Origin of the sequence: Xanthomonas sp., from assembly GCF_017163755.1 — a bacterium.
Classification (GTDB): domain Bacteria; phylum Pseudomonadota; class Gammaproteobacteria; order Xanthomonadales; family Xanthomonadaceae; genus Xanthomonas_A.
Genome location: NZ_JAFIWC010000001.1, coordinates 72,111 through 89,720, shown reverse-complemented (window position 1 = coordinate 89,720; position 17,610 = coordinate 72,111). Strand labels below are relative to the sequence as shown.

Genomic DNA, 17,610 nt, shown 5'->3' with positions numbered 1-17,610 from the left:
GCACGGGCCGCCGCCGGTGCCGGCACCCTGGCCCAGGGGCGCGCCCGCACCGTGATCTACGTGCACGGCATCGGCAACAAGCCGCCGGCCGAAGTGCTGCGCTGCCAGTGGGACAAGGCGCTGTTCGGGCGCGGCATGGGCGAGCGCACCCGCATGGCGTACTGGGTCAATCGCGAGCGCTATCCGGCGCCGGAGCCGGGCAGCTGCCAGGACCAGGACCAGGGACCGGCGCTGAACCAGGCCGAGCAGCGCGTGCTCAGCGCGTTGGGCGTGGCGCCGCAACTGGACGATCTGCGCCAGCTGGCCGACACCCTGGCCGACAGCGCCCAGGAGCGCGAGCGCCTGCACCGGCTGCTGGACGAACTGCAGGCGGCCGCGCCGGGCGCTGCCGCGGTGCGTGCGCAGGGCCCGCTCGATGCGATCAACCGGATGCTGCTGAAGCTGATCTCCGCGGCCTTGCTGCAGGACGTGCACGACCTGTTCTACGTGCCGGCGCGGCGCGAGCAGATGCGCCAGAGCCTGCTCCAGCGCATGCGCGCCGGCGGCGGCCCGTTCGTGGTGGTGGCCCACAGCCAGGGCTCGATGATCGCCTACGACGTGCTGCGCGAACTGGACGCCGACGGCTGCGAGGTGACGCTGCTGCTGACCGTCGGCTCGCCGCTGGGGCTGCCGGTGGTGCGCAGCATGTTCAAGGAGTGGACCGGGCAGCAGACGCTGCCGTTCCCCGCCTGCGTGCGGCGTTGGGTCAACGTCGCCGACAGCGGCGATCCGGTCGCCTTCGACGAGGACCTGAGCGACGACATCGGCGATGCGCAAGGGCGCTTCCGCAACATCGCCGCCGCGCGGCTGAACCCGGACTGGCGGCGCAATCCCCATTCCGGTTCGGGTTACCTGTCCATTCCCGAGGTGCGCGCCGAAGTGCGGCGCGCGGTGGGCGTGGGCTTCGATCAGCCGATCGCGCGGCCGGTGCTGATCAAGGACCTGTCCGACCAGCTCGAGGCGCGCGATCCGGGTTACCGGCACGAGGTGCTGATCGAACTGGAGCGGCTGCCGGGCGAACGGTCGCCGGCGCAGCTGCGGGTCACGCTGCTGGCCGCGCTGCGCGAGCTGGCGCAGGCCTCGACCGGGCTGCAGGGCGAGGCGCTGGACGAGGCGATCGCGCTGGAAGACAGCCTGCAGCGCTACGTCTCGGTACGATTGACCCGGTTCGAGATCGAGAGCCTGCGCGACCGCTACCGGCATCTGAACCTGAAGCGGCTGTGGCGCGACGCCGGCAAGCGCGCGCTGATCCACCAGTCGCGCAGCGTCATCCAGGCCGATGCGGCGCAGGTGGCGTACCGCGCGCTCGGCGACGGCATCGGCTGGGCGGTGCTGGACACCGGCATCGCCGCGGCGCATCCGCATTTCCGCCAGGCCGGCGTGCGCGAGACGGTGGCGGCGCAATGGGACTGCACCGTGCGCGGGCCGGCGCGCGAGCTGCGCCGCAGCGACGGCGACGGGTTTTCCGGGCTGGACGGCAACGGCCACGGCACCCATGTCGCCGGCATCATCGCCGGGCAGTGCCAGGCACCGCTGCCCGGCGCCGACGAGGCGCCGCTGGCCTTCGCCGGCATGGCGCCGCAGGCGCGGCTGTACGGCCTGAAGGTGCTGGACGACGACGGCAACGGCCGCGATTCGTGGATCATCAAGGGGGTGCAGCAGGTCGCCGACATCAACGAGCGCGCCGGCGAACTGGTGATCCACGGCGTCAACCTGAGCCTGGGCGGGTACTTCGACGCCGAGAGCTACGGCTGCGGCTTCACCCCGCTGTGCAACGAGCTGCGCCGGCTGTGGCGGCAGGGCGTGGTGGTGGTGGTCGCCGCCGGCAACGACGGCCTGGCCTGGCTGGTGCAGAACGACGGCGAGGCGTATCCGTTGAACCTGGACCTGAGCATCGGCGATCCGGCCAACCTGGAAGAGGCGCTGGCGGTGGGTTCGGTGCACAAGAGCAGCCCGCACAGCTACGGGGTGTCGTATTTCTCCTCGCGCGGCCCTACCGCCGACGGCCGGCACAAGCCCGACGTGGTGGCGCCGGGCGAGAAGATCGTGTCGGCGCATCATCGCTTTGCGGCCGACGACCCGAGCACCTGGATGGTGGAGATGAGCGGCACCAGCATGGCCGCGGCGCACATTTCCGGCCTGGTCGCCGCGTTCCTGTCGGTGCGCCGCGAGTTCATCGGCTGTCCGGACCGGATCAAGTCCTTGCTGCTGAGCCACTGCACCGACCTGCAGCGCGACCGCTACATGCAGGGGCACGGCGTGCCGAGCCTGATGCGGATGCTGGCGGCGACGTGATGGTGGCCGGGGACCAGGGACCAGGGACCGGGGACCGGGGATTCAGCGCGAGCGCATTGCCTCCGTGGCAGGTGCTTTGGGTGCCTTGGGCATCAGCACCGGAGGTCATCCGGGGAGCACAAATGCCGGCATGCTGAAGCTATGGAAAAGCGCGACTTTTCTTGAAAATAGATGCACTTCTTTCATCAAATCGCTTGACAGCGATTTGCACCCGGACATCATCCTGCGGTCCCCGGTCCCCGGTCCCCGGTCACGCGTTCTTGTTGTGCCGCCGCATGATCCGCTGCTTGTCGCGGGCCCAGTCGCGGTCCTTGGCGGCGTCGCGCTTGTCGTGGTCCTGCTTGCCCTTGGCCAGCGCGATCTCGAGCTTGATCTTGTTCTTGCTCCAGTACATCGCGGTGGGCACCAGCGTGTAGCCGTCGCGCTCGACCCGTCCGATCAGCTTGTCGATCTCGCTCCGGTGCAGCAGCAGCTTGCGGGTGCGGCGGTCGTCGGCGACCACGTGGGTGGAGGCCTGGATCAGCGGGGTGAACTGCGCGCCGAACAGGAACAGCTCGCCCTGGCGCACGAACGCGTAGCTCTCGCCGATGTTGGCGCGGCCGGCGCGGATCGACTTGACCTCCCAGCCCTGCAGGGCCAGGCCGGCTTCATAGCGGTCCTCCAGGTGGTATTCGTGGCGCGCACGCTTGTTCAACGCGATGGTCTTGTTGGCCGTCGCGCCGTTTGCTTTATCCTTGGCGGGTTTCTTGCTCATCTTGCTATTGTCTCCGATTCGGGAGCCTCCCGAACGTCTTGGTCTTACTCCCCCGCACCGAATGCCTATCATCCGCCGCAGCGCCCTGGTCGAACACGCCTCCACGCGCATGTTCGACCTGGTCAATGATGTCGCCGCCTATCCGCGCCGGTTCAACTGGTGCGATGCCGCCCATGTGCTCGAGCAGAGCGACCGGCACCTGGTCGCGCGGCTGGACCTGGGCCTGGGCTCGTTCCGCACCTGGTTCACCACCGAGAACCGGCTCGAGCGCCCGCACCGCATCGATATGATGCTGCGCGACGGCCCGTTCAAGCGCTTGCAGGGGCAGTGGGAGTTCCAGTCGTTCAACGACCATGCCAGCAAGGTCAGCCTGATGCTGGATTTCGAGCCGACCTCGCGCCTGCTGGGGCCGGCCCTGGCGTTGGGGTTCCAGAGCCTGGCCGACCGCATGGTCAACGATTTCGTCCGCGTGGCCGACCGCGAAGACGCATGAGCGTGCTGCGGGTCGAGGTGGTGCTGGCGTGGCCGGAGCGGTTCGTCTCGCGCCAGCTGCACCTGCCTGCCGGGGCGACGGTGGCCGACGCGGTGGCCGCGGCGGCGCTGCCGGAGGCATCCGTCGACATGCCGTGCGCGGTCCATGGCATCGTCGCCGCGCCGGGACAGGCGCTGCGCGACGGCGACCGGGTCGAGCTGCTCAGGCCGCTGCTGGCCGATCCGAAGGACGCGCGGCGGCGCCGCGCGAAGCCGCGCTAGCGCCGCCGGACGGGCCGCGCGCGGTCCGGCTTACTCGCCGCGGCGCTGCTTCTTCTTGTCCTTGGCCAGGTTGCGGCCGAACTGGCGCACGCTGTTCCTGGCCAGTTCCGAGTCGCGGTCGGGGAAATAGTCGCCTTCCCAGCGGGCCACGCTGTCGTTCTCGAAATAGACCACGAAGTTCTTGATCTCGGTCCTGCCGGTGCGGTTGACGCGCTCGGTGGACGTATAGTCCCAGCGCTGGGCATGGAACGGATCGGGGATCGACGGGGTGCCGAGCAGCGCGCTGACCTGCTGCTTGCTCTGCCCGACCTTGAGCTGATCGACGGCGGCCTGCTTGATCAGGTTGCCTTGATAGATGGGCTGCTTGTAGATGATCCCGCAGCCAGCGGTGGACAGGGCAACAACGGCGACCAGCAGGAGATTGCGCATCGGGGACGGGGGTGCTGAGTGAAATCGCGTCGATGATACACTCCCGGCGACCGCCGCGACCCACCCCAGGCAGCTGGCGCTAAACCCGCTATGAACGGAGACGCCATGGAATCCCACGATCTGCGCAAAGTCGGCCTGAAGGTCACGCATCCCCGCATGCGGATCCTGGAGCTGCTCGAGCAGAAGTCGGCGCGTCACCACATGACCGCGGAAGAAATCTATCGCCAGTTGCTGGACCACGGCGACGAGATCGGCCTGGCCACGGTGTACCGCGTCCTGACCCAGTTCGAGGCGGCGGGGCTGGTGCTCAAGCACAATTTCGAGGGCGGCCAGGCCGTCTACGAACTGGACCGCGGCGGCCACCACGACCACATGGTGGACGTGGACACCGGCAACGTCATCGAGTTCGAAAGCGCCGAGATCGAGGAATTGCAGCGCAAGATCGCCGCCGATCACGGCTACGAGCTGGAGGAGCACTCGCTGGTGCTGTACGTGCGCAGCAAGCGGCCGGCGGGCAAGAAGGGCTGAGGCGGGCGCCCTCGCGGGCGCAGCGGCGGGCTCGGCAAGGCTGCTGCAGCCGTCGCGGATTCCGGCTCCGGTCGTCGCGACTGAAGTCGCTCCCACAGGGACACGTGCGGCGAGCCGGCCGGTGCCTTGTGGCCGCGACTTCAGTTCCGCCTGCTTCCATAGCCGGCCAGCTGGATGGCTCCATTTGTCGCGGTTGAAACCGCTCCCCCGATGGTGCTGGGGAAATTCTGGGCGGCGTAGACCATCAGTCCCGACTGTTTCCGCAGCCGGTCAGTTGGAAGACTCCGTTTGTCGCGGTTGAAACCGCTGCTACATGGGCTAGTTGCCGACCCGATGGTGCGCTGGGGAAACTCTGGGTGGCGTAGACCATCGGTTCCGACTGTTTCCGGCGCCGGGTGGAGGGCTCCGTTCGTCGCGGCTGAAGCCGCTCCTACAGGGGCAGCTTGCGCGACTCGCGGGTGCACTGTAGGAGGGGCTTCAGCCCCGACCGACGCGATCCGAAGGGTTCGCAGGCTTCCAAACGGATGGCTCAAGCTACCTCGGCGCAGTTCCCGAAGTGGTGCTCCAGCTTAGCTGCCGACGCCCCAGCCCAGCGGAGCGTGCAGCCGCTCAGCCCGCGCTCGATAGCAGCCGCTTGGCCGCCGCGCGCGCTTCCTTGCTCACCTCGACCCCGCCCAGCATCCGCGCCAGTTCTTCCTCGCGCTGGCGCGGTGCCAGCAGTTCGACCGAGCTCTGGGTCATGCCCTCGACCGGCGCCTTGCTGACCCGATAGTGGGCGTGGCCCTGCGCGGCGACCTGCGGCAGGTGGGTCACGCACAGCACCTGGCGCTGCTCGCCCAGGGCGCGCAGCTTCTTGCCGACGATGTCGGCGACCGCGCCGCCGATGCCCGAGTCCACCTCGTCGAACACCATCGTCGGCACCGCGTCCAGGCCCAGCGCGGCGACCTCGATCGCCAGCGAGATGCGCGACAGCTCGCCGCCGGAGGCGACCTTGCGCAGCGCCCGCGGCGGCTGCCCGGCATTGGCCGCGACCAGGAACTCGACGCGCTCGGCGCCGGCCGGGTCGGGGCGCTCGGTCTCGTGCGGCTCCAGCTGAATCAAGAAGCGGCCGCCGCCCATGCCCAGCTCGCCGATCAGCGCGGTGGTGTCGCGCGACAGCGCCTCGGCACCACGCGTGCGGGTAGCGCTCAGCGCGGCCGCGGCGTCGCGCCAGGCCTGGGCGGCGCGCGCGATCTCCGCGTCGAGCACGTCCAGCCGCTCGCCGGCGCCGCGCAGGCTCTCGACCTCGGCCAGCAGCGCGTCGCGGTGCTCGCCCAGCGCCTCCGGCGCCACCCGGTGCTTGCGCGCCAGGTCGTGCAGCCGGCCCAGTTTGCGTTCCATCTCCTCGAACTGGGCCGGGTCGGCGTCCAGGTCGTCGCGGACCCGGTCGACCAGGGCCAGCGCTTCCTCCAGCTGGATCGTGGCGCTGTCGAGCAGCGCGTCGACCTCGGCCAGGCGCGCGTCGTATTCGCCGACCTTGGCCAGCTCGTGGCGGGTCTGCTGCAGCAGTTCGAGCACCGCCGGCGCGTCGTCGCCATTGAGCCGCAGCGCCGCGCCTTCGCAGGCGCCGATCAGCGCGGCGGCGTGCGCCTGGCGGCGGTGGTTGCTGTCCAGCGCGGCGATCGCCGCCGGGCTCAGGTCCTCGCGCTGCAGTTCGGCCAGCTGGTGTTCGAGGAAGCCGATGCGGTCGGAGACGTCGCCCTGCGCCATCAGCGCCTCGCGCTCGGCCAGCCGCCCCTGCCAGCGCGTGGCGGCGGCGCGCACCGTGGCGCGTTCGGCCTCGTTGCGCGCGTAGGCGTCGAGCAGGCCGAGCTGGCTGCCGCGCGACAGCAGCGCCTGGTGTTCGTGCTGGCCGTGGATCTCGACCAGGCGGCCGGCCAGTTCGGCCAGCTGCGACAGGGTCACCGGGCGGCCGTTGATCCACGCGCGCGAGCCGCCGTCGGCGCGGATCACCCGGCGCAGCTGGCACTGTTCGTCGTCGTCGAGCTCGTTCTCGCGCAGCCAGGCGCGCGCCGGGGCGTCGTCGGGCAGGGCGAACTCGGCCGACAACTCGGCGCGGTCGGCGCCGTGGCGGACCACGCCGCTGTCGGCGCGCAGCCCGGACAGGAAGCCGAGCGCGTCCACCATCAGCGACTTGCCGGCGCCGGTTTCGCCGGACACGACGGTCATGCCGGGGCCGAATTCCAGCTCGGTGCCGCGTACGACGGCGAAATCCTTGATCGAGAGATGTCTTAGCATGGTGGTCGGGGTCGAGGCCGCGCAAAGCTAGCATGCGCGGATAGTTGGGCCAATGACTTGCCAAGCCGGCAAGCCGTCATTATCTAGTGTCCAGTCTCACGGGTTGATTCCATGCGCGCCTCTCCGGTCCATTCCTCGCTCGACCCGCGTGCCCGGCAGCTGCTGCGCACGCTGATCTCGCGCTATATCCACGACGGCGAGCCGGTCGGCTCGCAGACCCTGGCGCGCCACGCCGGGCTGGACGTGAGCCCGGCGACGATCCGCAACATCCTGGCCGACCTGGAGGACGCCGGGCTGCTGAGCTCGCCGCACACCTCGGCCGGGCGCATCCCCACCGCCAACGGCTACCGGGTGTTCGTCGACAGCCTGGTGCAGATGCGCCCGCCCGCCGAGGGCGAGGTGGCGCGGCTGCGCGCGGAGATGTCCAGCGCCGCCGGGACCCAGGCGCTGCTCGGCAGCGCCTCGGAGCTGTTGTCGGCGATGACCCATTTCGTCGGCGTGGTCAGCGCGCCCAAGCGCGAGCAGTTCGCGTTCCGGCATATCGACTTCGTGCCGCTGGACGCGCGCCGGGTGCTAGCGATCCTGGTGTTCTCCGACAACGAGGTGCAGAACCGGGTCATCGAGCCGCGCAAGGCCTACGAGCCGGCCGAACTGGAGCGGGTGGCCAACTACCTCAATGCGCAGTTCGCCGGGCGCGGCCTGGCCGACATCCGCGCCACCCTGCTGCGCGACCTGCGCCACGCCCAGGCGGAGATGGAACAGCTGCTGGCGCACAGCGTGGAGCTGGCCGAGCAGGCGCTGGCCCCGGCCGGCGGCGAGGACATGGTGCTGGCCGGGCAGACCAGGCTGATGGGCGTGCAGGACCTGTCCGATCTGGAGCGGCTGCGCGAGCTGTTCGAGGTCTTCGCCAGCAAGCGCGAGATCCTGCAGCTGCTCGAACGCACCATCCAGGCGCCGGGCGTGCGCATCTTCATCGGCGAGGAGACCGGGGTGGTGCCGCTGGAGAGCGTCTCGCTGGTCACCGCGCCCTACGGCGCCGGCGGCCAGGTGCTGGGCGTGCTCGGGGTGATCGGCCCCAAGCGCATGGCCTACGACCGGGTCATCCCGCTGGTGCAGACCGCCGCCGAGGTGCTCGGCGCGGCGCTGGACCCGACACCGCCGACCGAACGCTGACCGCCGCGCCGCGACCGGCAAACCGCCTTTCGCCAGCCAGCCAAGCCCCAGGAACCGTGTCGCTCCGGGTCCCTGGTCCCCGGTCCCCGGTCCCGAAAAACGCAACACAGCATCTTGAATCCCCCTCCAGTGCCCACATAGGTTGTCCGGTAGGGCGGGTGTACCTCCCGCCAGGGAACCGGAAATGAACCAAGAACAGCCCGAATTCGATTCTGAACGCCTGACCGAGGCGCAGCAGCCGACGACCGATCCGCTGCAGGCGGAAGTCGAGACCCTGCGCACCGAGCTGGCGCTGGTCAAGGCCGACGCGCTGCGCGAGCGCGCCGACCTGGAGAACCAGCGCAAGCGCATCGCCCGCGACGTGGAGCAGGCGCGCAAGTTCGCCAACGAGCGCCTGCTCGGCGACCTGCTGCCGGTGTTCGACAGCCTGGACGCGGGGCTGACCGCCGCCGGCAGCGAACCCAGCCCGCTGCGCGACGGCCTGGAACTGACCTACAAGCAGCTGCTCAAGGTCGCCGCCGACAACGGCCTGACCCTGCTCGATCCGACCGGGCAGCCGTTCAACCCGGAGCACCACCAGGCGATCAGCCAGGCCGAGGCCGACGGCATCGCGCCGGGCCACGTGGTCCAGGTGTTCCAGAAGGGCTATCTGCTCAACGACCGGCTGCTGCGGCCGGCGCTGGTGGTGGTCGCCAAGCACGACTGAACGTGCGCGGCGGGCGGCGAACCCGCCGCGCCGACGGCGGAACGCTAATTTGCAGTGATGGCTTGAATGAAACCCGGCCATCCCTATATCCGAACCAGACCCCGGCAGCAGCCGGTAGACATCGAAATTTCAGGAGTCATCCAATGGGCAAGATCATCGGCATCGACCTGGGCACGACCAACTCGTGCGTGGCGATCATGGACGGCGGCAAGGCCCGCGTCATCGAGAATTCCGAGGGCGACCGCACCACGCCTTCGATCGTCGCCTACACCAAGGACGGCGAAGTGCTGGTGGGCGCCTCGGCCAAGCGCCAGGCGGTCACCAACCCCAAGAACACCTTCTACGCGGTGAAGCGCCTGATCGGCCGCAAGTTCACCGACGCCGAAGTGCAGAAGGACATCGGCCTGGTGCCGTACGGCATCGTCCAGCACGACAACGGCGATGCGTGGGTGGCCACGGCCGACGGCCGCAAGCTGGCCTCGCAGGAGATCTCCGCGCAGGTGCTGGAGAAGATGAAGAAGACCGCCGAAGCGTTCCTCGGCGAGACCGTCACCGAGGCGGTCATCACCGTGCCGGCGTACTTCAACGACAGCCAGCGCCAAGCGACCAAGGACGCCGGCCGCATCGCCGGCCTGGACGTCAAGCGCATCATCAACGAGCCGACCGCCGCGGCGCTGGCCTACGGCCTGGACAAGGGCCAGGGCGGCGACCGCAAGATCGCGGTGTACGACCTGGGCGGCGGCACCTTCGACGTGTCGATCATCGAGATCGCCAACGTCGACGGCGAGAAGCAGTTCGAGGTGCTGGCCACCAACGGCGACACCTTCCTGGGCGGCGAAGACTTCGACAAGCGCGTCATCGACTACCTCGTCGAGGAGTTCAACAAGGACCAGGGCATCGACCTGCGCAAGGATCCGCTGGCGCTGCAGCGCCTGAAGGACGCGGCCGAGCGCGCCAAGATCGAGCTGTCCTCCTCGCAGCAGACCGAAGTGAACCTGCCGTACGTCACTGCCGACGCGTCGGGCCCGAAGCACCTGAACATCAAGCTGACCCGGGCCAAGCTCGAGGCGCTGGTCGAGGACTTGGTCAAGCGCACCATCGAGCCGTGCCGCACCGCGCTCAACGACGCCGGCCTGCGCGCCAGCGACGTGACCGAGGTGATCCTGGTCGGCGGCCAGACCCGCATGCCGAAGGTCCAGCAGGCCGTGGCCGAGTTCTTCGGCAAGGAGCCGCGCAAGGACGTCAACCCCGACGAGGCCGTGGCGCTGGGCGCCGCGATCCAGGGCGGCGTGCTGGCCGGCGACGTCAAGGACGTGCTGCTGCTCGACGTGACCCCGCTGAGCCTGGGCATCGAGACCCTGGGTGGCGTGTTCACCAAGATCATCGAGAAGAACACCACGATCCCGACCAAGGCCTCGCAGACCTTCTCCACCGCCGAGGACAACCAGTCCGCGGTGACGGTGCACGTGCTGCAGGGCGAGCGCGAGCAGGCCCGCTACAACAAGTCGCTGGCCAAGTTCGACCTGTCCGGCATCGAGCCGGCGCCGCGCGGCCTGCCGCAGGTGGAGGTTTCCTTCGACATCGACGCCAACGGCATCCTGCACGTGTCGGCCAAGGACAAGAAGACCAACAAGGAGCAGAAGGTCGAGATCAAGGCCGGCTCGGGCCTGTCGGACGACGAGATCCAGCGGATGGTCGCCGACGCGGAAGCCAACCGCGAGGAAGACAAGAAGTTCCACGAGCTGGTGCAGGCGCGCAACCAGGCCGACGGCCTAATCCACGCCACCCGCAGCGCGATCACCGAGCACGGCAGCAAGGTCGGCGGCGACGTGATCGGCAAGGTCGAGGCGGCGCTGGCGGACCTGGAAACGGCGATGAAGGGCGACGACAAGGCCCAGATCGAGGCCAAGACCAAGGCGCTGGAAGAGGCCGGCCAGTCGCTGTACGCCGCGGCCGCCGCCGGTGACCAGCCCGGTGCCGCGCCGGGCGCGGCGGGCGCGCAGGCGCCGGCCGGCGACGACGTGGTGGACGCCGAGTTCACCGAGGTCAAGGACGACAAGAAGTAAGGCCGGGACTCGGGACCCGGGGACCCGGGACTCGGCAAGGCGACTTGCCGGGTCCCGATGTTTTCCGGTCCTGCATTTTTTCCGGTCCTGCCGTTATCGCCTGGAGTAGCTGCTTTGAATCACTTCCCCTTCCTGCCGGGTCCCGAGTCCCGAGTCCCGAGTCCCGATCAATGAGCAAACGCGACTACTACGAAGTGCTGGGCGTGGCCCGTACCGCCAGCGACGAAGAACTGAAGAAGGCCTATCGCCGTTGCGCGATGAAGTACCACCCGGACCGCAACCCCGGCGACCATGCCGCCGAGGCGGCGTTCAAGGAGTGCAAGGAAGCCTACGAGGTGCTGTCGGACGGCAACAAGCGCCGCGTGTACGACGCGCATGGCCACGCCGCATTCGAGCATGGCATGGGCGGCGGCGGTGGCGGGCCCGGCGGCCCGGACATGGGCGACATCTTCGGCGACATCTTCGGCAACATCTTCGGCGGTGCAGGCGGAGGACGCGCGGCGCGCCGCGGCGCGGACATCGGCTATGTGCTGGAGCTGGACCTGGAGGAAGCGGTGGTCGGCATCGAGCGCCGCATCGAGATCCCGACCCTGGGCGAGTGCGAGCACTGCCACGGCAGCGGCTCGGAAGACGGCAAGGTCGAGACCTGCAGCACCTGCCACGGTCGCGGCCAGGTGCGTATCCAGCGCGGCATCTTCGCGATGCAGCAGAGCTGCCCGCACTGCGCCGGGCGCGGCCAGATCGTGCAGAACCCGTGCGGCAGCTGCCACGGCGCCGGACGCGTGGAGGAAACCAAGGTGCTGTCGGTGAAGATCCCCGCCGGCGTCGACAACGGCGATCGCATCCGCCTGGCGGGCGAGGGCGAGGCCGGTCCGGCCGGCACGCCGCCGGGCGACCTGTACGTGGAAGTGCGGGTGCGCGAGCATGCGATCTTCCAGCGCGACGGCGACGACCTGCACTGCGAGGTGCCGATCCGCATCTCCCAGGCCGCGCTCGGCGACACCGTGCGCGTGGCCACGCTCGGCGGCGAGGCGGAGATCCGCATCCCCGCCGAGACCCAGACCGGCAAGCTGTTCCGCCTGCGCGGCAAGGGCGTGCGTTCGGTGCGCAGCCGCAGCGAAGGCGACCTGTACTGCCGGGTGGTGGTGGAGACGCCGGTCAACCTGACCCCCGACCAGCGCAAGCTGCTCGAACAGTTCGAAGCCACCTTCACCGGCGAGGACGCGCGCAAGCATTCGCCGAAGTCGGCGACGTTCATCGATGGGGTGAAGGGGTTCTGGGATCGGATGACGTCTTGAGGTTTTTCGGGGCTCGGGACTCGGGACTCGGGACTCGGGATTTTCGCAAGTTCGGTGCATTTGCGCTTTTCTGTAGGAGGGGCTTAGCCCCGACGCGTTATCGGTAAGGCGTCGGGGCTAAGCCCCTCCTACAGAAAAGCGGTTGCGCCGAAGCCGCAAGAAGGGCCGCTTTTTTTCTAAAAAAAGCGGCCCTTTTTGCATCAAATCGCTTGACATCGATTTGCCCCGGGACATCATCCTGCCGTCCCGAGTCCCGAGTCCCGAGTCCCGAGTCCCGAGTCCCGAGTCCCGAGTCCCGAGTCCCGAGTCCCGCCTGGTCTTAAACTACGGCGATGAACCCATCCGCTGAAAGTCATCTGATCCACGGCCGCCGGCAGCGTCCGGACGGTCCCTCGCCGGTCGATGTGATCTCCGTGCAGTCGCAGCTGGTCTACGGCCACGCCGGCAACAGCGCGGCGGTGCCGCCGCTGCGCGCGCTGGGCCTGCGCGTGGCGGAGATTCCGACCACGCTGCTGAGCAATGCGCCGTTCTACGACACGCTGCGCGGCAAGGTGCTGCCGTCGGACTGGTTCGCCGACCTGCTGCTCGGGGCCAGCGAACGCGGCCTGCCGCAGCGGGCGCGCATGCTGATCTCCGGCTACTTCGGCAGCGTCGGCAACGGCGCGGCGTTCGCCGACTGGCTCGACGCCACCTTGCCGCAGGTGCCGTCGCTGCGCTATTGCCTGGACCCGGTGATCGGCGACACCCATACCGGCCCCTACGTGGAGCCCGGGCTGGAGACGATCTTCGCCGAACGGCTGTTGCCGCACGCCTGGCTGGTGACGCCGAACGCGTTCGAGCTCGGCCGCCTCACCGGCTTGCCGGCGCTGGCCCAGGACGATGCGATCGCGGCGGCGCGCACGCTGCTGGCGCGCGGTCCGCAGTGGGTGATCGCGCACAGCGTGGGCGGCGATGCCGGGCGGCTACTGACCCTGGCGGTCAGCCGCGACGCGGTCTATCGCTGGTCCTCGCCGCTGCTGCCGGTGGACGTGGCCGGCACCGGCGATGTGCTGATGGCGCTGCTGGTCGGGTTCCTGCTGCGCGGCGAGCCGTTCGAGCAGGCGATCGGGCGCGCCATCGCCGGCGTGCACGCGGCGCTGGAGGCCACCCTGGCCGCCGGCCACGAGGAGTTCGACGTGCTCGCGGCGACGCCGGCGGCACTGGCCTCGCCGATCCGGTTCGTCGCCGAGCGCGTGGCGTGATCCCGCATCCGGTGATCGGCATCGTCGGCAGCGCCGGCGCCTATGGCCGCTGGCTCGGCGGTTTCTTCCGCGAGCGCATGCAGCTTGAGGTGGTCGGCCACGATCCGGCCGATCCCGCGTCGCTGGGCGAGGACGCCCTGCTCGAGCGGGCCCAGGTGCTGATCTTCTCCGCGCCGATCCGGCACACGCCGACGCTGATCGGCGATTACGTGCGGCGCGCGGCCGGGCGCGAGCGCGACCAGCTGTGGCTGGACGTGACCTCGGTCAAGCGCGAGCCGGTGGCGGCGATGCTGGCCTCGCAGGCCGAGGTGGCCGGCCTGCACCCGATGACCGCGCCGCCGAAGTCGCCCACGCTCAAGGGCCGGGTGATGGTGGTCTGCGAAGCGCGGCTGCAGCGCTGGCACGGCTGGCTGCAGACCCTGTGCGCGGCGCTGGAAGCGCACTGCGTGCGCACCACGCCGGACCACCACGACCAGGTGATGGCGCTGGTGCAGGCGATGGTGCACGCCAGCCACCTGGCGCAGGCCGGAGTGCTGCGCGAGCACGCGCCGGCGCTGGGGCCGCTGGCGGCGTTGATGCCGTACCGTTCGGCCTCGTTCGAACTGGACACGGCCATCATCGCGCGCATCCTGGCGCTGAACCCGGCGATCTACGAGGACATCCAGTTCGGCAATCCGCACGTGGGCGCCGTGCTCGACGGCCTGATCCGGCAGCTGACGCGGCTGCGCGATCAGGTGCGGCAGGGCGACGACGCGGCGCGCGCGCAGTTCCGCGCCGATTTCCTCGACGCCAACCGGCAGGCGCTCGGCGAGGCGGCGATCGCGCAGGGCAACTACAGCTACGAGCGCGTCGGCTACCTGCTGGCCGACCTGACCGAGGCGCTGGCGCTGAGCGTGTACCTGCCGCAGGACCGCGCCGGTTCGCTGCGCACGCTGCTGTACGTGTTCGAGCGCCACGGCGTCAGCCTGGCCTCGATCCATTCGTCGCGCACGCCGGCCGGCGAACTGCATTTCCGTATCGGTTTCGATCCGGCCAGCGACCGCGCCGCGATAGCGGCGGCGGCGCGGGAGATCGATGCGGAAGGCATCGGCCGCGTGCTGTCCTAGCGGGCCTGGTCCATGGCGTCGCTATCCACAGCGGATGTGGATGGACGTCGCGCAAACATGTGGATAAGTGGCCGCGCGCGTTGCGCCTCGGGGCCGTCGAACGGATTGGTCAAATAATCGCCAGCGGCCATGCTTGCGGCATCGGCGCGGGGCGCGCCGATGCATCGCAAGCGACCGTACGCAATCAAACCGCGGTCAGCGTCAGTTCGCCGCCGGTGGTGGTGAACTGCTGGCCGCGCCGGATCAGCTTGCGGCCGTCGGCCAGTTCGTAGCGCAGCGTCGGCCCTGTCGGCTGGTCCTGCTGCGCCTGCTGTTGCTGCTGCTGCGGTTCGTCCTGGAACTCGGTGATCAGATAGGCCTCGCCATCGGGGCCGATGGCAGGTAGCTGGCGGAAGGACATGGCGCGTCTCCTGGGATGGATGGACGCGGTTCGCGGGCGAACCGCGGCCGCATGGGCGGCATCGCCGAACCTAGTCGCCGCGGCGTTAGCGCAGTGTGGTCAGTCGATGAACTGCAGGCGCGCCAGTTCCGCGTACAGGCCGCCCTGCGCCAGCAGCTCGGCATGGGTGCCCTGGGCGACGATGCGGCCCTGGTCCATCACCACGATGCGGTCGGCCTTCAGCACCGTCGCAAGGCGGTGTGCGATCACCAGCGTGGTGCGCCCGGCCATCAGCCGGTCCAGCGCCTGCTGCACCGCGCGTTCGCTCTGCGCGTCCAGCGCGCTGGTGGCCTCGTCCAGCAGCAGGATCGGCGCGTCCTTCAACAGCGCGCGGGCGATGGCGATGCGCTGCTGCTGGCCGCCGGACAGGCGCGCGCCGCGTTCGCCCAGTTCGCTGGCGTAGCCCTGCGGCAGCTGGGCGATGAAGTCGCCGGCCTCGGCGGCGCGCGCGGCCGCCTCGACCTCGGCATCGCTGGCGTCCAGGCGGCCGTAGCGGATGTTGTCGGCGGCGCTGGCGGCGAACAGCGTCGGCTGCTGCGGCACCAGACCGATCTGCTGGCGCAGCTGCGCCGGGTCCAACTCGCGCAGGTCGGCGTCGTCCACGCGCACCGCGCCGGCTTGCGGATCGTGGAAGCGCAGCAGCAGCGACAGCACGGTGCTCTTGCCCGCGCCGGACGGGCCGACCAGCGCCACGGTCTCGCCAGGACGGATGTGCAGGTCGAAGCCGTCCAGCGCCGGGTGTCCGGGGCGCTGCGGATAGCGGAACACCACTTGGTCGAAATGCACCTCGCCGCGCAGCGGCTGCGGCAGCGCGCGCGGTTGCGCCGGCGCCACCACGTCGGGACGTTCCTGCAGCAACTCGGCAATGCGGCCCATGCCGCCGGCCGCACGCTGCAGGTCGTTCCATACCTCGGCCAGCGAGGCGATCGAGCCGCCGCCGAACATCGCGTACAGCACGAACTGGCCCAGCGCGCCGGCGCTCATCTGCCCGCTGGCCACTTCGTGCGCGCCGGACCACAGCACCAGCACGATCGCGCCGAACACCAGCACGATCGCCGCGGCGGTGACGATCGCCTGCGCGCGCACGCGGCGCCGCGCGGTATCCACCGATACCGCCAGCGCTTCGCCGAAGCGGCCGCGCTCGTACGGCTCGCGCGCGTGCGCCTGCACCGTGCGCACCGCGCCCAGGGTCTCGGCGGCCAGCGTATTGGCGTCGGCGACGCGGTCCTGGCTGGCGCGCGAGATCTTCTGCAGCCGGCGCGCGCCGAGCACGATCGGCAGCACCGCCAGCGGAATGCCGAGCAGCGCGTACGCCGCCAGGTGCGGGCTGGTGACGAACAGCATCACCACGCTGCCGATCACGGTGACCGTGCTGCGCAGCGCCACCGACATCGTGCTGCCGATCACGCCGCGCAGCAGTTCGCTGTCGGCGGACAGGCGCGAGACCAGTTCGCCGCTGCGGTTGCGGTCGTGGAAGCCGGCGTCGAGCCCGATCAGGTGCGCGTACAGGCGCGCGCGCAGGTCGGCGACGACCTTTTCGCCGAGCAGCGAGACGAAGTAGTAGCGCGTGGCCGTGGCCAGGGCCAGCACCACCGCGACCGCGAACAGCAACGCGAACGACTGGTTGATCCGGCCGCCGTCGGAGAAGCCGTGGTCGATCATCTGCCGCACCGCCAGCGGCAGGCTCAGCGTGGCGGTCGACGATACCGCCAGCGCGACCAGCCACGCGCCGAACAGGCCGCGCTGGCGTTGCACGAACGGCCACAAGGTGCGCAGGCTGCCGAGCTTGCGCAGCGACTTGGCCGAATCGGCCGGGCGATCGTTCATGCGGGGGAGGTTTCCGAGAAGCGGACCCTGTTTCGGGTGGCGTCGCGCAGCCGGCTTTTCAAGGCGTCGGCTTGATCGCGCGGCAATCTCACGGTCAGCTGCGCGCCGTCGGCATCGAAGCGTTCGCCGAGTTTCTCCGCCGCGTACGCATGCAGCGCCGCATGTACCAGGCCCAGGTCGTCGAAGCCGCAGTCCAACTGCAGCGTGCTCCACGCCAGCAGCGGTTGCCGCGGCGCGGCGCGCAGGCATTCGGCGGCGGTGCCGCCGTAGGCGCGGACCAGGCCGCCGGCGCCCAGCTTGATGCCGCCGTACCAGCGCGTGACCACCACCACCACGCGATCGAAGCCCTGGCCGTCGATCGCCGCCAGGATAGGGCGGCCGGCGGTGCCTGACGGCTCGCCGTCGTCGCTGGAACGGTAGTCGTCGCCGTGCCGGTACGCCCAGCAGTTGTGGGTGGCATCGGCCACTTCGACCTGCTGCACGAACGCCAGCGCGGCCGACGCCTCGGCGATCGGCGCGGCCTGGGCGAGGAAACGGCTGTGCTTGATCTCCACGCCATGGCTGACGGGATGGGCGAGCGTATCGGGCATCGGCGCCATTCTAGACGACGCCGCTGCGCCGTCCCTCCGCCACCGCGCCGCTGACCGTCGCGTGCGCGCTGCATGCGCAACGGCGCGGA

The 17,610-nt window shown here is 70.0% G+C and carries 16 protein-coding genes; 10 read left to right on the top strand and 6 right to left on the bottom strand.

The window, feature by feature from the left end:
* Nucleotides 1–96 precede the first annotated feature (96 nt).
* Complete coding sequence (locus tag JR065_RS00370; protein ID WP_241093289.1) at nt 97–2,334, top strand: S8 family peptidase; 2,238 nt, start codon at nt 97–99, stop codon at nt 2,332–2,334.
* Nucleotides 2,335–2,584: 250 nt separating this feature from the next.
* Here JR065_RS00370 and smpB read toward each other — a convergent pair whose 3' ends face one another.
* Nucleotides 2,585–3,088, bottom strand: a complete 504-nt coding sequence (smpB, locus tag JR065_RS00365) for an SsrA-binding protein SmpB (RefSeq protein ID WP_003467984.1) — start codon at nt 3,086–3,088, stop codon at nt 2,585–2,587.
* 61 nt (nt 3,089–3,149) lie between these two features.
* On the opposite strand from smpB, the gene JR065_RS00360 reads away from it, so the two are divergent.
* A complete protein-coding gene (locus JR065_RS00360; RefSeq protein WP_206231328.1) occupies nt 3,150–3,581 on the top strand; it encodes a type II toxin-antitoxin system RatA family toxin in 432 nt (143 codons plus the stop codon).
* Nucleotides 3,578–3,841, top strand: a complete 264-nt coding sequence (locus tag JR065_RS00355) for an RnfH family protein (RefSeq protein WP_206231327.1) — start codon at nt 3,578–3,580, stop codon at nt 3,839–3,841. Before JR065_RS00360 ends, JR065_RS00355 begins: the two co-directional genes overlap by 4 nt.
* A 30-nt stretch (nt 3,842–3,871) precedes the next feature.
* Here the strand turns inward: JR065_RS00355 and JR065_RS00350 are convergent, their stop codons facing one another.
* Entirely contained in the window at nt 3,872–4,270 is a 399-nt protein-coding gene (locus JR065_RS00350) for an outer membrane protein assembly factor BamE (protein ID WP_206231326.1), read from the bottom strand.
* Nucleotides 4,271–4,375: 105 nt separating this feature from the next.
* Here JR065_RS00350 and fur point away from each other — a divergent pair, with 105 nt between their 5' ends.
* Complete coding sequence (gene fur / locus JR065_RS00345; protein WP_179565169.1) at nt 4,376–4,798, top strand: ferric iron uptake transcriptional regulator; 423 nt, start codon at nt 4,376–4,378, stop codon at nt 4,796–4,798.
* A gap of 609 nt (nt 4,799–5,407) precedes the next feature.
* On the opposite strand, the gene recN is transcribed toward fur, so the two are convergent.
* Nucleotides 5,408–7,075: a DNA repair protein RecN gene (gene recN, locus JR065_RS00340; RefSeq protein WP_206231325.1), complete on the bottom strand. Its 1,668-nt coding sequence runs from the start codon at nt 7,073–7,075 to the stop codon at nt 5,408–5,410.
* A 111-nt stretch (nt 7,076–7,186) separates the two neighbouring features.
* On the opposite strand from recN, the gene hrcA reads away from it, so the two are divergent.
* The 6 genes from hrcA (at nt 7,187) to JR065_RS00310 (ending at nt 14,665) form a co-directional block, all read left to right on the top strand.
* Nucleotides 7,187–8,248, top strand: a complete 1,062-nt coding sequence (gene hrcA / locus JR065_RS00335; protein WP_206231324.1) for a heat-inducible transcriptional repressor HrcA — start codon at nt 7,187–7,189, stop codon at nt 8,246–8,248.
* Between the two features lie 184 nt (nt 8,249–8,432).
* A complete protein-coding gene (grpE, locus tag JR065_RS00330; protein ID WP_206231323.1) occupies nt 8,433–8,954 on the top strand; it encodes a nucleotide exchange factor GrpE in 522 nt (173 codons plus the stop codon).
* Nucleotides 8,955–9,097: 143 nt separating this feature from the next.
* The gene (gene dnaK, locus JR065_RS00325) at nt 9,098–11,020 is read left to right on the top strand and encodes a molecular chaperone DnaK (protein WP_206231322.1); all 1,923 of its coding nucleotides are present in this window, start codon (nt 9,098–9,100) and stop codon (nt 11,018–11,020) included.
* A gap of 170 nt (nt 11,021–11,190) precedes the next feature.
* Nucleotides 11,191–12,318 (top strand): molecular chaperone DnaJ, encoded by a 1,128-nt coding sequence (gene dnaJ / locus JR065_RS00320; protein WP_206231321.1) that lies wholly within the window; start codon nt 11,191–11,193, stop codon nt 12,316–12,318.
* 332 nt (nt 12,319–12,650) lie between these two features.
* Complete coding sequence (gene pdxY, locus JR065_RS00315) at nt 12,651–13,559, top strand: pyridoxal kinase (protein WP_206231320.1); 909 nt, start codon at nt 12,651–12,653, stop codon at nt 13,557–13,559.
* Nucleotides 13,556–14,665: a prephenate dehydrogenase gene (locus JR065_RS00310; RefSeq protein ID WP_206231319.1), complete on the top strand. Its 1,110-nt coding sequence runs from the start codon at nt 13,556–13,558 to the stop codon at nt 14,663–14,665. The genes pdxY and JR065_RS00310 overlap by 4 nt, the downstream gene beginning before the upstream one ends.
* 184 nt (nt 14,666–14,849) lie before the next feature.
* Here the strand turns inward: JR065_RS00310 and JR065_RS00305 are convergent, their stop codons facing one another.
* From JR065_RS00305 to JR065_RS00295, 3 genes are all read right to left on the bottom strand, one after another.
* The gene (locus JR065_RS00305; protein ID WP_206231318.1) at nt 14,850–15,065 is read right to left on the bottom strand and encodes a hypothetical protein; all 216 of its coding nucleotides are present in this window, start codon (nt 15,063–15,065) and stop codon (nt 14,850–14,852) included.
* Nucleotides 15,066–15,164: 99 nt separating this feature from the next.
* The gene (locus JR065_RS00300; RefSeq protein WP_206231317.1) at nt 15,165–16,931 is read right to left on the bottom strand and encodes an ABC transporter transmembrane domain-containing protein; all 1,767 of its coding nucleotides are present in this window, start codon (nt 16,929–16,931) and stop codon (nt 15,165–15,167) included.
* Nucleotides 16,928–17,521 carry an IMPACT family protein gene (locus JR065_RS00295; RefSeq protein WP_206231316.1) on the bottom strand — a complete coding sequence of 198 codons (594 nt, stop codon included), beginning with the start codon at nt 17,519–17,521 and terminating at the stop codon, nt 16,928–16,930. The genes JR065_RS00300 and JR065_RS00295 overlap by 4 nt, the downstream gene beginning before the upstream one ends.
* Nucleotides 17,522–17,610 lie beyond the last annotated feature (89 nt).

What these genes read in the sequence shown, in the direction of transcription:
- smpB (WP_003467984.1), bottom strand. Translation starts at nt 3,088, where the DNA reads ATGAGCAAGAAACCCGCCAAGGATAAAGCAAACGGCGCGACGGCCAAC.
- JR065_RS00360 (WP_206231328.1), top strand. Translation starts at nt 3,150, where the DNA reads ATGCCTATCATCCGCCGCAGCGCCCTGGTCGAACACGCCTCCACGCGC.
- JR065_RS00355 (WP_206231327.1), top strand. Translation starts at nt 3,578, where the DNA reads ATGAGCGTGCTGCGGGTCGAGGTGGTGCTGGCGTGGCCGGAGCGGTTC.
- JR065_RS00350 (WP_206231326.1), bottom strand. Translation starts at nt 4,270, where the DNA reads ATGCGCAATCTCCTGCTGGTCGCCGTTGTTGCCCTGTCCACCGCTGGC.
- fur (WP_179565169.1), top strand. Translation starts at nt 4,376, where the DNA reads ATGGAATCCCACGATCTGCGCAAAGTCGGCCTGAAGGTCACGCATCCC.
- recN (WP_206231325.1), bottom strand. Translation starts at nt 7,075, where the DNA reads ATGCTAAGACATCTCTCGATCAAGGATTTCGCCGTCGTACGCGGCACC.
- hrcA (WP_206231324.1), top strand. Translation starts at nt 7,187, where the DNA reads ATGCGCGCCTCTCCGGTCCATTCCTCGCTCGACCCGCGTGCCCGGCAG.
- grpE (WP_206231323.1), top strand. Translation starts at nt 8,433, where the DNA reads ATGAACCAAGAACAGCCCGAATTCGATTCTGAACGCCTGACCGAGGCG.
- dnaK (WP_206231322.1), top strand. Translation starts at nt 9,098, where the DNA reads ATGGGCAAGATCATCGGCATCGACCTGGGCACGACCAACTCGTGCGTG.
- dnaJ (WP_206231321.1), top strand. Translation starts at nt 11,191, where the DNA reads ATGAGCAAACGCGACTACTACGAAGTGCTGGGCGTGGCCCGTACCGCC.
- pdxY (WP_206231320.1), top strand. Translation starts at nt 12,651, where the DNA reads ATGAACCCATCCGCTGAAAGTCATCTGATCCACGGCCGCCGGCAGCGT.
- JR065_RS00305 (WP_206231318.1), bottom strand. Translation starts at nt 15,065, where the DNA reads ATGTCCTTCCGCCAGCTACCTGCCATCGGCCCCGATGGCGAGGCCTAT.
- JR065_RS00300 (WP_206231317.1), bottom strand. Translation starts at nt 16,931, where the DNA reads ATGAACGATCGCCCGGCCGATTCGGCCAAGTCGCTGCGCAAGCTCGGC.
- JR065_RS00295 (WP_206231316.1), bottom strand. Translation starts at nt 17,521, where the DNA reads ATGCCCGATACGCTCGCCCATCCCGTCAGCCATGGCGTGGAGATCAAG.